Source organism: Citrobacter europaeus, from assembly GCF_037482245.1.
GTDB classification, from domain to species: Bacteria; Pseudomonadota; Gammaproteobacteria; order Enterobacterales; family Enterobacteriaceae; genus Citrobacter; species Citrobacter europaeus.
Map to the genome: position 1 here is coordinate 4,898,389 of NZ_CP148084.1, position 14,349 is coordinate 4,912,737.

The window sequence follows — 14,349 nt, forward strand, 5'->3', positions numbered from 1 at the left end:
TTCCAGCCCATCCGGGCTGGAAATCTTTCCTCCAACGAACGAAGATAAGGCAATCAAAGCAGACAGGAGAAAACCATGGCAGATTGGGTAACAGGCAAAGTCACAAAGGTGCAGAACTGGACCGATGCCCTGTTTAGTTTGACCGTGCGAGCTCCGGTTCTTCCTTTCACTGCTGGTCAGTTCACCAAGCTTGGCCTTGAGATCGACGGCGAGCGCGTCCAGCGCGCCTATTCCTACGTCAATGCGCCTGACAACCCCGACTTAGAATTTTATCTGGTGACGGTTCCCGACGGTAAACTCAGCCCCCGCCTGGCGGCGCTAAAACCTGGCGATGAAGTCCAGGTGGTGAGTGAAGCCGCTGGCTTCTTCGTGCTGGATGAGGTCCCTGATTGCGAAACGCTATGGATGCTGGCAACCGGCACGGCTATCGGCCCGTATTTGTCGATTCTGCAGTTAGGCAGAGACCTGGATCGCTTTAAAAATCTGGTGCTGGTCCACGCCGCGCGCTATGCCGCCGATTTGAGCTACCTGCCGTTGATGCAGGCGCTGGAAAAGCGCTATGAAGGTAAATTACGCATCCAGACGGTTGTCAGCCGGGAGACAGCTGCAGATTCGCTGACCGGGCGCGTACCGGCGCTGATTGAAAACGGTGAACTGGAAAAAGCGGTAGGGCTGCCAATGGATAAAGAAACCAGCCATGTGATGCTGTGCGGAAATCCACAAATGGTACGCGATACGCAGCAACTGCTGAAAGAAACCCGGCAGATGACCAAACATCTGCGCCGTCGACCGGGCCATATGACTGCTGAGCACTACTGGTAAGAGCGTTTTACTTGCCCGGTAAGCGCCCCCGGGCATTTTGCCGAATGGCGACGCTAACGCGCCTTATCCGGCCTACGAGTCAGCTCTGTACTTCACGTCCTGCGTATCTTTACCATATTTATTTTCGTCCTGGGTGCCAACGAACGCGCCCAGATCGATGAGCATGCCGACCAGAATCAGCGTCGGAACAAAGCGGCCAACTGCCCATTGCCAGACGCCGGGCAACATCGCCCAATTTCCGGCAAGCAGCATCCAGGCCAGAATCATCAACAGCGCCCACGCCCCGGAACGTCCCCGATCGTGCAGGCGTTTTACCGTCACTGCCGCCGTCGGCCACAGCAGACACACCAGACAAAATGCCGCGGTCTGAATATCGAGTAATTGCTTGCTCGCCAGCGAGAACAGAACCAACATACCGACAATCCACAGACCTATCCAAATCCAGAAATCACGGCGCCCGAGGCGCCCTTTAAATGAGAATAACCACTGCTGTATGGTCATGTAAGTTCCTTTATTATTACCTTCCAGAACAGTTTACCCTTTTGACAAGCTCGACGGTTACCGTTTTAATCGTGAGCAGTGAGAATGAAAGGTACGATTGATGAAGCAAGGATTTACACTGTTTTTATTATTGTTTTCAGCCTTAACCGCAAGCACTGCGGCACTGGCGGAAGCGCCATCGACGGCAACCACGGCCCCCTATTTACTGGCGGGTGCGCCGACTTTTGACCTGTCGATTAGCCAGTTTCGCGAAAACTTTAATACGCAGAATCCGAAGCTTATCCTGAATGAGTTCCGCGCCATCGACAGCAGTCGCGATCGGGCAAATCTCACCCGCGCGGCCAGCAAAATCAATGAAAACCTGTATGCGTCCTCCGCCCTTGAGCGCGGCACCTTAAAAATCAAAAGTATGCAAATAACCTGGTTGCCGATTCAGGGACCAGACCAAAAGGCAGCCAAAGCGAAAGCGCTGGAATATATGAGCGCCGTCATCCGCACCGTCGCGCCGCTGCTGACGAAAGAACAGAGCCAGAAAAAGCTGCAAAAACTGCTCGCAGCGGGCAAAGGTAAGCACTATTACGCCGAAACTGAAGGCGCAATTCGCTATGTTGTTGCAGATAACGGGGAAAAGGGGCTGACCTTCGCTGTTGAACCGATTAAGCTGGCACTATCAGAAAGTCTTGAGAAGGCGAATTCCCCCTAAATTATTCACGTTTCAGGAAGGCGGCGACGCAACGAATCCCCTGGAGCTTACATCAGTAAGTGACAGGGGTGAGAGAGTACAGCCAACGCACCTGCAACGTGCAGAATGACGGGGAAATGATAAAAAGCAAAGCCTTTCAGGGGATGAATCTCTATACTGTTTCACAGACCATGCTGCCCTGACGGGCGGCCATATTCCTTAATTCGCTGACAAGCGTGGAGAAATGAAATGCGACATCCTTTAGTGATGGGTAACTGGAAACTGAACGGCAGCCGCCACATGGTAAACGAACTGGTTGCTAATCTGCGTAAAGAACTGGCTGGCGTTGCTGGCTGTGCAGTAGCGATTGCTCCGCCGGAAATGTATATCGACCTGGCGAAACACGCCGCTGCCGGTAGCCACATCATTCTGGGCGCGCAGAACGTTGACCTGAACCTGTCTGGCGCATTCACCGGTGAAACAAGCGCGGAAATGCTGAAAGATATCGGCGCGCAGTACATCATCATCGGTCACTCTGAACGTCGTACTTACCACAAAGAGTCTGACGAGCTGATCGCTAAAAAATTCGCCATTCTGAAAGAACAGGGTCTGACTCCGGTTCTGTGCATCGGTGAAACCGAAGCAGAAAACGAAGCGGGCAAAACTGAAGAAGTCTGCGCACGTCAGATCGACGCCGTTCTGAAAACTCAGGGCGCGGCAGCATTCGAAGGCGTCGTCATCGCTTACGAACCAGTATGGGCTATCGGTACCGGTAAATCTGCAACTCCTGCTCAGGCTCAGGCTGTTCACAAATTCATTCGTGATCACATTGCTAAAGCTGACGCGAAAATCGCTGAACAAGTTATCATCCAGTACGGCGGTTCCGTGAACGCAGCCAACGCTGCTGAGCTGTTCGCTCAGCCGGACATCGACGGCGCGCTGGTTGGCGGTGCTTCTCTGAAAGCAGATGCCTTCGCGGTCATCGTTAAAGCAGCAGAAGCCGCTAAACAGGCTTAAGTTGTATGACGGGAGGAGCACTCCTCCCGTCGCATCAGGTCTACCAGTATCCCAGCCAGTGCCACCAAAAGGCGCCGGTTACCCCCCAAATGGTCAGGTTGACCACGCTCATTACCAGCCCCGTTTTCCACCACTCCGCCAGCGTGACATAGCCTGAACCAAAGATGATAGGCGCAGTACCCGTGCCATAGTGCGTGAGCGACATCATCAGCGAGGAGGAGAAGCCGAGCATCAACCCAAGTAGCGCCGGCGGCGCCCCCAGGCCTAATCCTGCGGCGAAGAACGCAGCGAACATCGCCGTAATATGTGCAGTTGTACTGGCGAAAAAGTAGTGCGAGTAGACGTAAAGCAGGATCAGCAGTAGCGTCGCAATACTCCAGTGCACACCCAGATGGTCGATTGCGCTACCCACGCTGGTTGCCAGCCACCCCACCAACCCCAACTTGCTGAGAAAATCCGCCATCATCACCAGCGCGGCGAACCAGACTATGGTATCCCATGCTCCACGGCACTTAAGAATGTCATCCCAGCTTAATACGCCCGTCATCAACAGAATCGACAAACCAATTAACGCGGCGCTGGTAGGATTTACACTCCAGCTACTGCCCATCAACATTGCGGGAACGCCCGCCCACAGGCAAAGCAGCAAAATGAAGACGGCCAGGGTAATTTTCTCTGCCAGTGAAAGCGGACCTAGCGCCTCCAGTTTTTGTCGTGCGAACTGAGGCGCATTTGGCGTGCGTGTGATGGCTGGCGGGTAGAGCCACCAGATAACAATCGGCATGACGACCAGTGAGACCACCGCGGGAAGCAGCGCGGCGATAGCCCACATTCCCCAGGTCATATTCAGCACCCCATCCGTTCCCTTCGTTAAAAAGCTAACGATTAAGGGGTTAGGCGCGGTCGCGGTGATGAACATTGCCGAGCTGATGGGGTTAATGTTGTAATTCACCAGCGCCAGATAGCGGCCCGTTGAGCCATTCTCGTTGTTGCCCGGTTGCGATCCGAGGCTTTCCGCAATCGCCCGCATTACCGGATGGATAATGCCGCCGCCACGCGCGGTATTGCTTGGCGTTACGGGTGCGATCAGCGTTTCCGCAAGGGTTAATGCCCACGCAATACCCAGCGTTCTTTTACCAAACAGCGCAATAAACCCGTAGCCAATACGCGCGCCCAACCCGGTCTTTAACAGGCTTTGCGACAGCATGATGGATAAACCAATCAGCCAAATCAGTTGATTAGAGAAGCCACTCAAGGCATCGTTCAGCGCGGCCGAGGGTTTACCGGGGTTAGTGACGCCGGTCATCGCCACCAGCATAATCGCCACAACCGCAATGGCGCCAATGGGCATGGCTTTACCGATAATCGCTGCGATCGTACCAATGAACAACGCCAGCAGATGCCACGCTTGCGGAGTGACATCAGGCGGACACGGGATAACAAACCAGATGGTAAGCGTGATCGCGAGCGAAATGATGGCAGGCCAACAGCGGATAGGGGTCAAACTGTCCATGAATCAATCCTTGAGTTTCCAGTGCACAAATCTGCGCCCCGGTATTAACCGCCATCAGCCCAAATAAAACAATTCATCATCTCACAAAACAAAAAATTAACATTTATATACAGTTATAATTTATCCAGCATACTGAACCAGAGATAATCCAACGGCAGAAGCAACAGATACGTTGCCGCCGCCAGCGAAATGCACAGCAACATCCCCGCCCTCGCAGGCACTTTCCCAAGCGCCATCGCCACCACAATCGGCGAAGCCTGATACGGCAGCAGCGGTGTGGAATATCCCAATACCTGAATCATAATCACCGACAGCAGCGGAAACCCCGTCGCATCGGCAAAACTTTGTGCCAGCGTGGTATACAACGCCGGAACACCGTTCGCTGTCATAATAAAATTGAGCGCGGTGGTAATGCCTGTCAGCGCGAGAAAGCTGGTAAACGGTTTTTCCGCATCCAGCGGCATCACCTGTAACAGCGCCTCGCCCACAGCGCTGCCAATGCCGGTCTGGGTGACGGTGATCGCCAGACCCAAAATACCCGCTACGTAAATACAGGTGCGAATATTTACCCCAGTGGAAAACTCATCGCCATTGATAAAACCAACCCGTGGTAGCAGTGTGATAACCGCCGCCGCCAGCCCGGTCCACGCAGGACCAATACCATGCCAGCTTTCGCTAACCCACAGCAGCAGCACCACGGCCAGCATCCAGGCCAGGCGTTTTTCATCCCGACTCATCGGCTCCAGCGGTGTGAGATCGCGCGGCGCATGGGGCTTACCAGGGAACAGCCAGCAGATAAGCACGATAAGCACCGCCCCCTTAAGCCAGCCCAGAACTGGCGTATGCAGCAGCAAATAGGGAAGATAATTGAGGTGGATGCCGTAAGAGCCTTCCGCCGCGCCGCTCATCACCAGATTCGGTACGTTAGCGGGTAAAATCGTCGCGGAAAGCTGGAACGTGCCAAACCCAACGGCCAGCGCCAGACCATACCAGGCGCGCGTACCGTCGTTAATCCCGGCCCGCTTCGCCATCGCCGCGACAATCGGCATCAGCAGCGCAATGCGGCCCATGTTGGATGGCATCACAAACGCCAGCGCGTAACTCAGCAGCACCACGCTCGCCACCATTAACGGCCAGGAGTCGGTCAACCGCGATGACAGCGCCCTCGCCGCCCTGTCCGCCAGCCCCGTTTTACGAATCGCGATACCCAGCACAAATCCACTGAAAACCAGCCAGAACGCCGACGACGCGAAGCCGCCAAAAATCACATCCGCAGGCGCGACTTTGGCAACCATCGCTACGGCAAAGAACAGTAGCGCCGTTATAAACTCCGGCAGCAGCGACGTGGCCCAGAGCAGGATGGTGATGCCAACCACCAGAGAGGGGATAAACAGAGGGTGTGTAAGCCAGAGCGACATGCCTGTCTCCTGTTGTTTTTTTCAACAAGAATACGGGGACAAGCATGCGGAGTAAACGCCAGATTAGGTGGGGTTAACGCAGAATATCACACTGATGATCCTGAATTTCCTCAGCGGAGGCGAGATTGAGCGCTAGCAGATTGCGCTGGGTCGCCAGCAGGACAAAAGACTCATCGCTCTGACGCACCATCGCCAACGCATAGCTGCCCATATGCTCACGCGCATCCGGCACCTCTTCTGCCAGCATCATAAATGGGCTGCGTTGCGCCAGTTCATTTTCCGTGACGCGGCGCGCCAGATATTCATGACCGCGCAGCCCGCCAGGTAAAGGCAGCCAGCGGGTGCTGATTTTCGCCAGATTGTCATCCAGCTGTTGTCTGACGTCAGTTCGCAGGCAGGAGATATGAATGTGCAGGTGATTTTGCGTACGCCCGCTACGCGAGTTAATGGTCAGCGATACCGCTTTGTCAGGGATTTCGTGGCCGTATTTCTGGCTCATAAAGCTGCGCGCCTGCCAGGCCAGCCAGAAAAAGTTCGGCGTGCCTGATTTCAACAGTAGCGGGCTTTCCGTACCGTTGATGCGGTAAGTGGGCATCAACAAATATTGCAAAGGGCCATTTCGGTCTTTGAATACCACATATCCGGCATCCGGCTTCACTTCTGCGCACGGCGCGGGATCCTGCTGCTGCAACTGGTGCGGCAGGCATTGCTGAAGAACAATCTGGCGTAATGCGTCCGGGTTGCCGGTGAATTTCCAGTACCCGATACCTGCAGCGGCGGCGACCACAATCACCGCCAGTAAAAGATAGCCTGCTTTTTTCATTACGCGTTTCCTGTATCCCATTGAAGGGCAAGAGTAACGCAAAACCATGACAAATAAAAAACCCGGTCGCATTAAGCCACCGGGTCGGTAAATCACAGATTTATTTATCGTTTGCTGATCTGGTCGAACGTACCGCCGTTAGAGAAGTGCTCTTTCTGCGCTTTCGTCCAGCCGCCAAACTCTTCGTCGATGGTGAACAGCTTCAGCTTCGGAAATGCGTTTTCGTATTTCTTCGCAACGTTAGCATCACGTGGACGATAGTAGTTTTTCGCTGCAATTTCCTGGCCTTCCGGGGAGTAGAGATACTTCAGGTAAGCCTCTGCCACCGCTTTGGTGTCTTTCTTTTCCACGACTTTGTCGACCACGGAAACGGTCGGCTCCGCGAGGATGGATTCACTCGGCGTCACTATCTCGAATTTGTCTTTACCCAGCTCGTTCGTTGCCAGTAGCGCTTCGTTTTCCCAGGCGATCAGTACATCACCGATACCGCGTTCAACGAAGGTATTGGTTGAGCCACGCGCACCGGAATCCAGTACTTCAACGTTCTTATACAGGGCTTTCACGAAGTCTTGTGCCTTGGCCTGATCGTTGTTGTTGTGGTACAAGGCATAGCCCCATGCCGCCAGATAGTTCCAGCGTGCGCCACCGGAGCTTTTCGGATTCGGCGTAATGACCGACACGCCAGGTTTGATCAAATCGTTCCAGTCATGAATTTGTTTAGGATTGCCTTTGCGGACCAGGAACACGATGGTGGAGGTATACGGCGCGGAGTTATCCGGCAGGCGCTTGATCCAGTTTTTATCAATTCGACCACGTTCAGCAATGGCATCTACGTCGTAAGCCAGTGCCAGCGTCACGACATCGGCTTCAATGCCGTTGATGACGGAGGTCGCCTGTTTACCCGAACCACCGTGTGACTGGCGGATCACGACGTTGTCACCCGTCTCCTGCTTCCAGTGCGCACTGAAGGCCTTATTGTACTGCTCGTATAGTTCACGCGTTGGATCGTACGATACGTTAAGTAACTGAATATCCTTTGCCAGAACGCTGGTCGATGCCAGCAATAATGTTAACCCTACGCCCCATTTGTTCATCGCCCAGCTCTCTTATGTGATGTTGTGATGAGCAAAGCGTGCCAGAAAGGCATCCAAACATTAAAGAATAAAAAAAGATTTGCTATAACTTCGAGGAATAAATCTGAGGGTTTGCCGGATGGCAGCTAACGTCTAATCAGGCCTACAAGTCTCTGCAACCTGTAGGCCTGATAAGCGAAGCGCCATCAGGCGCGCAAAAAATACAATCAGTACAGTTTTTTCGCGCAGTCCAGCCAGTCACCTTTGAACGGACGCTTCATGTTTTCAATAGCGTCAATAATGTCGTGGTGAACCAGTTTCTCGTTCTGAATACCTACACAGCGACCGCCGTGGCCTTCCAGCAGCAGTTCAATGGCATAGGAGCCCATACGGGATGCCAGGATACGGTCGTAAGGTACCGGAGAACCGCCACGCTGGATGTGACCCAGTACGGTTGAACGCGTTTCACGGCCGGTTTCTTTCTCGATGTAATGCGCCAGTTCGTCAACGTCACACATGTGTTCAGTGATCGCTACAATCGCGTGTTTTTTACCTTTCGCGATACCGGCTTTGATTTCAGCAACCAGATCGTCACGGCTGAATTCTACTTCCGGAACCACCACGAACTCACAACCGCCGGCAATCGCTGCCGCCAGGGTCAGATCGCCACAGTAGCGGCCCATCACTTCAACGATGGAAATACGCTGGTGAGAAGAAGAGGTATCGCGCAGACGGTCAATTGCTTCAACTACGGTACCCAGAGCGGTGAAGTAACCGATGGTGTAGTCGGTACCTTTGATATCGTTGTCGATAGTGCCCGGCAGACCGATGCATGGGAAGCCCATTTCAGTCAGGCGTTTTGCCCCCATGTATGAACCGTCACCACCGATAACAACCAGCGCGTCAATGCCACGCTTTTTCAGGTTTTCGATAGCCACCGCACGCACATTTTCGTCGCGGAATTCCGGGAAGCGGGCAGAACCAAGGAACGTACCGCCACGGTTGATCATGTCGGACACGCTGTAGCGGTCAAGTTGAACCATACGGTCTTCATACAAACCCAGGTAGCCATCATGGATCCCCATGACTTCCAGCCCTTCCGTCAACGCTGCACGTACAACACCACGGATTGCTGCGTTCATGCCCGGCGCATCACCGCCGCTTGTCAACACACCGATTTTCTTAATCATGACTACCTCTGAACTTTGGAATGCAAAATGAAATCTGCTGCCGGAAGTCGATTCCGCATATCGAAACGATCCAACGAATATGCAGATAGTATAACAATCACTTCCTGCTGAATTGATTCAGGTCAGGCCAAATGGTGGTAATTTATACACAAAATGCTGGCCCGGTTCACTTTTTTTACAACGAATTATGAAAGATCAAACATCTTGCCTTCCTTGGGTACGACCGAACAAGGATCCTGATGAATGATGACATCCGATCCCGGGAAACGCCGTAAAATTGCCTGCTCAACCTGTTCAGCCACTAAATGCGCCTGAACGAGCGGCAGATTATCTTCCATTTCCAAATGAATCTGAATAAAGCGGGTCGGCCCTGACTGCCGCGTGCGAAGATCGTGAGCGCCGCTGACTCCGGGCCATGACGTCACAATATCAATAATTTCCTGACGTTCTTCATCGGGTAAAGCACGATCCAATAAAGACTGTACCGCCTCATACCCCATGCGTAATGCGCTATATAAAATATAGATGCCAATCCCGAGCGCAAACAAGGCATCTGCGCGATGCCAGCCGTACCATGCCAGCCCAAGCGCCACGAGAATCGCACCGTTCATCATAACATCAGACTGATAATGAAGCATATCCGCCCTGACGGCCTGACTTTGCGTGCGTTTTACTACCCAGCGCTGAAACGAGACCAGAATGATTGTACACACCAACGCAATGATGGTGACAATCACCCCGACGCCAGGATCTTTCATCGGCGTAGGTTGGATGAGATGCTGAATCCCGGTCAGGAATAAAAACAGCGCCGAACCGGAAATAAACATACTTTGTGCCAGCGCCGCCAGCGATTCCGCTTTTCCGTGTCCGAACGTATGCTCATCATCTGCGGGCTGCAGCGAATAGCGCACCACCAACAGGTTGGTTAACGAGGCCGCGATGTCCACCAGAGAATCCACCAGCGCTGCCAGAATACTGACCGATCCGGTGTACCACCACGCAAAAATTTTGATCAAAAGTAACAGCGATGCCATCACGGTCGCCGCGATTGCCGCCCGGCTAACCAGCCGCCCATAGGTTTGATTCATAAACACTCCTGCCAGGATATGCCGCTAGTATAACGGATGAAGTAAAACAGTCAGGCAATAACCGAGTGACAAATTTTGGGCAAAAAAAACCCCCACATCATGTGGGGGAAGACAGGGATGGTGTCTATGGCAAGGAAAACAGGGTTACTACTGGGAACGTGAGTTGCTACTACTCAATAAATTCAACGATGAGCTTTTTTTCCAGTGCGCTACGTCGCGCAGTTGCTCCATTCGTTGTTCATGTTTCTCATTTAAAACCGCTTGCTGCTCGGGCGTTAACAGGCGATACATCTGGTTGCGGACCTTGGCTATTTCAACCTGGCGGGCAACCTGTTCTTGCGCCATTCTTTCTGCCTGAGCGCGCACAGCGCTTTCATCAAATTTCTCTGCGGTGACAAGGCGATGCATTGTCTCCATTTCGCTAACATTAACAGGAGGCTGTTCGTGTCTTGCCTGCTGCATTAAATCTCGCATCTGTTGACGTTGATGTTCGGTTAAACTGATACCGTCAAACATGTGGCTCTGAACGCTGCGTTGCGCGGAGCCTTCACCCAGGTGCCAGTGATCGCCTGTGACGACTTCAGCTGCATGGCTTAAAGTACTGAATGCCAGCGTTGAGGCCATGACGGCAGCGGTAACTTTGCCCATCACTTGCTCCCAAAATCTTTTCTGTCGCGATTCAACGAGAGACAGTTTACGATTCGGGCTGCAAACATGCGTCAGGGGGTGTAAAACAACGTAAAGTCATAGATTAGCGACGCCTGATGACGTAATTTCTGCCTCGGAGGTACGTAAACAATGAATAAAATCCTGTTAGTTGATGATGACCGAGAGCTGACTTCCCTGTTAAAGGAGTTGCTCGAAATGGAAGGTTTCGATGTGCTGGTTGCCCATGATGGGGAACAGGCGCTTGAGCTTCTGGATGACAGCATCGATTTACTTTTGCTCGACGTCATGATGCCAAAGAAAAACGGCATCGATACGCTGAAAGCACTTCGTCAGACACACCAGACACCCGTAATCATGCTGACCGCTCGCGGCAGCGAATTGGATCGCGTACTTGGCCTTGAGCTGGGCGCGGACGACTATTTACCCAAACCGTTTAACGACCGTGAACTGGTCGCGCGCATCCGCGCTATTCTGCGTCGCTCACACTGGAGCGAACAACAGCAGAACAGCGACAACGGTTCGCCGACGCTGGAAGTGGATGCGTTAAGCCTTAATCCGGGTCGCCAGGAAGCCAGCTTTGACGGGCAAACCCTGGAGTTAACCGGCACCGAATTCACCCTGCTCTATTTGCTGGCACAGCATCTCGGTCAGGTGGTTTCGCGTGAACACCTGAGCCAGGAAGTGCTGGGCAAACGCCTGACGCCTTTCGATCGCGCGATCGACATGCATATCTCGAACCTGCGTCGTAAGCTGCCAGAGCGTAAAGACGGACACCCGTGGTTTAAAACCCTGCGCGGTCGCGGCTACCTGATGGTCTCCGCTTCATGATAGGGAGCTTAACCGCACGCATCTTTGCCATCTTCTGGTTGACGCTGGCACTGGTGTTGATGTTGGTACTGATGTTACCCAAGCTCGATTCACGCCAGATGACCGAGCTACTGGACAGCGAGCAGCGCCAGGGGTTGATGATTGAGCAACACGTTGAAGCTGAACTGGCGAACGACCCACCCAACGATTTGATGTGGTGGCGTCGCTTGTTTCGGGCGATAGACAAGTGGGCGCCGCCAGGACAGCGGTTATTGCTTGTTACGACGGAAGGACGCGTGATCGGCGCAGAACGCAACGAAATGCAGATCATTCGTAACTTTATTGGTCAGGCCGATAACGCCGACCATCCGCAAAAGAAAAAATACGGTCGCGTTGAGATGGTCGGGCCTTTCTCCGTCAGAGACGGTGAAGATAACTACCAGTTGTATCTCATTCGACCAGCCAGCAGCTCACAATCTGACTTTATCAACCTGCTGTTTGACCGACCGCTGTTGTTGCTGATCGTCACCATGTTAGTCAGCTCTCCGCTATTGCTCTGGCTTGCCTGGAGTCTGGCGAAACCAGCGCGTAAGTTGAAAAACGCGGCGGATGAAGTGGCCCAGGGCAACCTGCGTCAGCATCCGGAGCTGGAAGCCGGTCCGCAGGAGTTTCTGGCGGCAGGCGCCAGCTTTAACCAGATGGTGACGGCGCTGGAGCGAATGATGACCACGCAGCAGCGCCTGCTGTCGGACATCTCTCACGAGTTGAGAACGCCGCTGACGCGTCTGCAACTGGGCACCGCGCTGCTGCGTCGGCGCAGCGGTGAGAGTAAAGAGCTGGAGCGTATTGAAACAGAAGCGCATCGGCTGGACAGCATGATCAACGACCTGCTGGTGATGTCACGTAATCAGCAGAAAAACGCGCTGGTCAGTGAAACGGTGAAAGCCAATCAGCTGTGGGGCGAAGTGCTGGATAACGCCGCCTTTGAAGCCGAGCAGATGGGTAAATCGCTCACGGTGAATTTCCCGCCGGGTCCGTGGCCGCTGTACGGCAACCCAAATGCGCTGGAAAGCGCGCTGGAAAACATTGTGCGCAATGCCCTGCGTTATTCACACACGAAGATTGAAGTTGGCTTCGCGGTGGATATCGACGGGATTACCATCACCGTGGATGACGATGGCCCGGGCGTTAGCCCTGAAGACCGGGAACAGATTTTCCGTCCGTTCTATCGTACCGATGAGGCGCGCGATCGCGAGTCTGGCGGAACAGGTCTGGGTCTGGCGATTGTTGAAACCGCAATCCAGCAGCATCGTGGCTGGGTGAAGGCCGAAGACAGCCCACTGGGTGGTTTACGGCTGGTGATTTGGTTGCCGCTGTACAAACGCGCTTAACAGGCTTCCCCGGTAACCTCGTGCCGGGGAAGCTCTCACTTTATGCTGTTGCCGCTGCAGCTGCTAGCTTTTGCTTTTTAATCCGCTTCACCAGAATTGTCGAACAGATAAAGCCCATTAAGCTGAACGCAATCATCACGCTAAAGACGTAGTTGTAGCCCGTGATGCCGCTATTGGTATCCAGTAAGTAGCCGTATAACGTGTATGCAAACATAGCGGGCATATAACCGATGATACAGCCAAATGCCATTGCCGAACCGGCATACTCGCGTGGGGTACCAATTTCATCCATCGGCGCGAAGAAAATGGCGCGCTGGGAGAAGATAATCGCCCCAAATCCTAATGTTGCTACCATACCGATGTATACGTTCATTGTTTGATGCGGTAACTGCATGAAAACAAGCATCGCAACGGCGGAGATCAAAAACGTCCACTTCAGGTATACCGTCGGCGATTTGGCAACCTTATCCGCCAGTAGCCCACCAATCGGTCCTCCCACCATTTTCAACGCATACTGGTTGATGATGCCGTACGCCCCGACGAGCGCTACCGGCAGCATGTAGATATCTTTTAAGAACGGGATGAAGTAAGTCAGCCCGCAGTATGCGGCGTAAACAAAGAAAATCCCTAAAGAAGCCAGCCAGACGTTAGGGCAGGACAACACATGTTTGATTCCCTTTAACACTTCCATATTGGCGCTGGTTTTCTCGCCGCCTTTCACTTTGTCATCATCGACAATAAAGTACGTCACAATGCCCGCCGCCAGCGTAATGACCGTATAAAACAACAGACCCGCCTGCATCCCCGCCTTACCTTCACCAAACTGGACGAAGACAAACAGAGCACCAGATGCGACGATGACATCCACCACGCCGCGTCCGGCTTCTAAAAAGCCAAACATGCGTCCTTGTTCTTCTTTTGTGCCCAGCAGACGCACGGCTTTCAGCAATACCGGCCAGTAAACCACATCGGCAAAGAATGCCATTGCGGCAAAGCAAATGAGATAACCAGTAAATGACGGCAGCGTTGCCAGATATAAGCCGCAAAGTCCTACGCCGATGAGACCGAATGGTAATAATATTTTCTTGGAATAACGGTCAGCGATATAAAGCGAAAGAAAAAGCCCGGTTGTCTGAACAATAGTATAAACCGTAAAACTCAGGCCAATTTGCGTATTAGTTAAACCCCAGTCGCTTTGCATTGGCACATAGAAAACATCCTTCATACTTGAAAGTTTAAATATTGTGCCGCCGCCTAAAATCAAAAAACAGAGCCTTGCCCATTTATTCATGAACATGAGTAAACCCTCATTGCTTGTTGAGAGAAATATTTAGATTAATTTATATAATTAATAA

General features: G+C 52.9%; 14 protein-coding genes. 5 read left to right on the forward strand and 9 right to left on the reverse strand.

All coding sequences use genetic code 11. The annotated features are described in order from the left end of the window. Nucleotides 1-75 precede the first annotated feature (75 nt). The gene (gene fpr / locus WHR59_RS22920; protein ID WP_087050704.1) at nt 76-822 is read left to right on the forward strand and encodes a ferredoxin--NADP(+) reductase; all 747 of its coding nucleotides are present in this window, start codon (nt 76-78) and stop codon (nt 820-822) included. A gap of 72 nt (nt 823-894) precedes the next feature. Here the strand turns inward: fpr and WHR59_RS22925 are convergent, their stop codons facing one another. Next, the gene (locus WHR59_RS22925; protein ID WP_043018920.1) at nt 895-1,323 is read right to left on the reverse strand and encodes a DUF805 domain-containing protein; all 429 of its coding nucleotides are present in this window, start codon (nt 1,321-1,323) and stop codon (nt 895-897) included. Between the two features lie 100 nt (nt 1,324-1,423). On the opposite strand from WHR59_RS22925, the gene WHR59_RS22930 reads away from it, so the two are divergent. Then, nucleotides 1,424-2,026, forward strand: a complete 603-nt coding sequence (locus WHR59_RS22930) for a YiiQ family protein (protein ID WP_043018919.1) — start codon at nt 1,424-1,426, stop codon at nt 2,024-2,026. A gap of 228 nt (nt 2,027-2,254) precedes the next feature. Further along, complete coding sequence (gene tpiA / locus WHR59_RS22935; protein WP_043018918.1) at nt 2,255-3,022, forward strand: triose-phosphate isomerase; 768 nt, start codon at nt 2,255-2,257, stop codon at nt 3,020-3,022. A gap of 40 nt (nt 3,023-3,062) precedes the next feature. Here tpiA and WHR59_RS22940 read toward each other — a convergent pair whose 3' ends face one another. From WHR59_RS22940 to cpxP, 7 genes are all read right to left on the reverse strand, one after another. Beyond that, nucleotides 3,063-4,535 (reverse strand): DASS family sodium-coupled anion symporter, encoded by a 1,473-nt coding sequence (locus tag WHR59_RS22940; RefSeq protein ID WP_043018917.1) that lies wholly within the window; start codon nt 4,533-4,535, stop codon nt 3,063-3,065. A gap of 113 nt (nt 4,536-4,648) precedes the next feature. Continuing rightward, the gene (locus WHR59_RS22945; RefSeq protein WP_087050706.1) at nt 4,649-5,953 is read right to left on the reverse strand and encodes an SLC13 family permease; all 1,305 of its coding nucleotides are present in this window, start codon (nt 5,951-5,953) and stop codon (nt 4,649-4,651) included. A gap of 73 nt (nt 5,954-6,026) precedes the next feature. Beyond that, a complete protein-coding gene (locus WHR59_RS22950) occupies nt 6,027-6,776 on the reverse strand; it encodes a CDP-diacylglycerol diphosphatase (protein WP_047407422.1) in 750 nt (249 codons plus the stop codon). A gap of 104 nt (nt 6,777-6,880) precedes the next feature. Beyond that, a complete protein-coding gene (gene sbp, locus WHR59_RS22955; RefSeq protein ID WP_338843482.1) occupies nt 6,881-7,870 on the reverse strand; it encodes a sulfate/thiosulfate ABC transporter substrate-binding protein Sbp in 990 nt (329 codons plus the stop codon). Nucleotides 7,871-8,076: 206 nt separating this feature from the next. Then, complete coding sequence (gene pfkA, locus WHR59_RS22960; RefSeq protein ID WP_043018913.1) at nt 8,077-9,039, reverse strand: 6-phosphofructokinase; 963 nt, start codon at nt 9,037-9,039, stop codon at nt 8,077-8,079. A gap of 185 nt (nt 9,040-9,224) precedes the next feature. Next, complete coding sequence (fieF, locus tag WHR59_RS22965) at nt 9,225-10,127, reverse strand: CDF family cation-efflux transporter FieF (protein ID WP_043018912.1); 903 nt, start codon at nt 10,125-10,127, stop codon at nt 9,225-9,227. 147 nt (nt 10,128-10,274) lie between these two features. After that, on the reverse strand, nt 10,275-10,775 hold the full coding sequence (cpxP, locus tag WHR59_RS22970; RefSeq protein WP_043018911.1) for a cell-envelope stress modulator CpxP: 501 nt from the start codon (nt 10,773-10,775) through the stop codon (nt 10,275-10,277). A gap of 150 nt (nt 10,776-10,925) precedes the next feature. On the opposite strand from cpxP, the gene cpxR reads away from it, so the two are divergent. Together cpxR and cpxA are read left to right on the forward strand one after the other, a co-directional pair. After that, entirely contained in the window at nt 10,926-11,624 is a 699-nt protein-coding gene (cpxR, locus tag WHR59_RS22975; RefSeq protein WP_005121756.1) for an envelope stress response regulator transcription factor CpxR, read from the forward strand. After that, nucleotides 11,621-12,994 (forward strand): envelope stress sensor histidine kinase CpxA, encoded by a 1,374-nt coding sequence (gene cpxA / locus WHR59_RS22980; protein ID WP_003028758.1) that lies wholly within the window; start codon nt 11,621-11,623, stop codon nt 12,992-12,994. The genes cpxR and cpxA overlap by 4 nt, the downstream gene beginning before the upstream one ends. A 40-nt stretch (nt 12,995-13,034) precedes the next feature. Here cpxA and WHR59_RS22985 read toward each other — a convergent pair whose 3' ends face one another. Continuing rightward, the gene (locus WHR59_RS22985) at nt 13,035-14,285 is read right to left on the reverse strand and encodes an MFS transporter (protein WP_087050728.1); all 1,251 of its coding nucleotides are present in this window, start codon (nt 14,283-14,285) and stop codon (nt 13,035-13,037) included. Nucleotides 14,286-14,349: the final 64 nt, after the last annotated feature.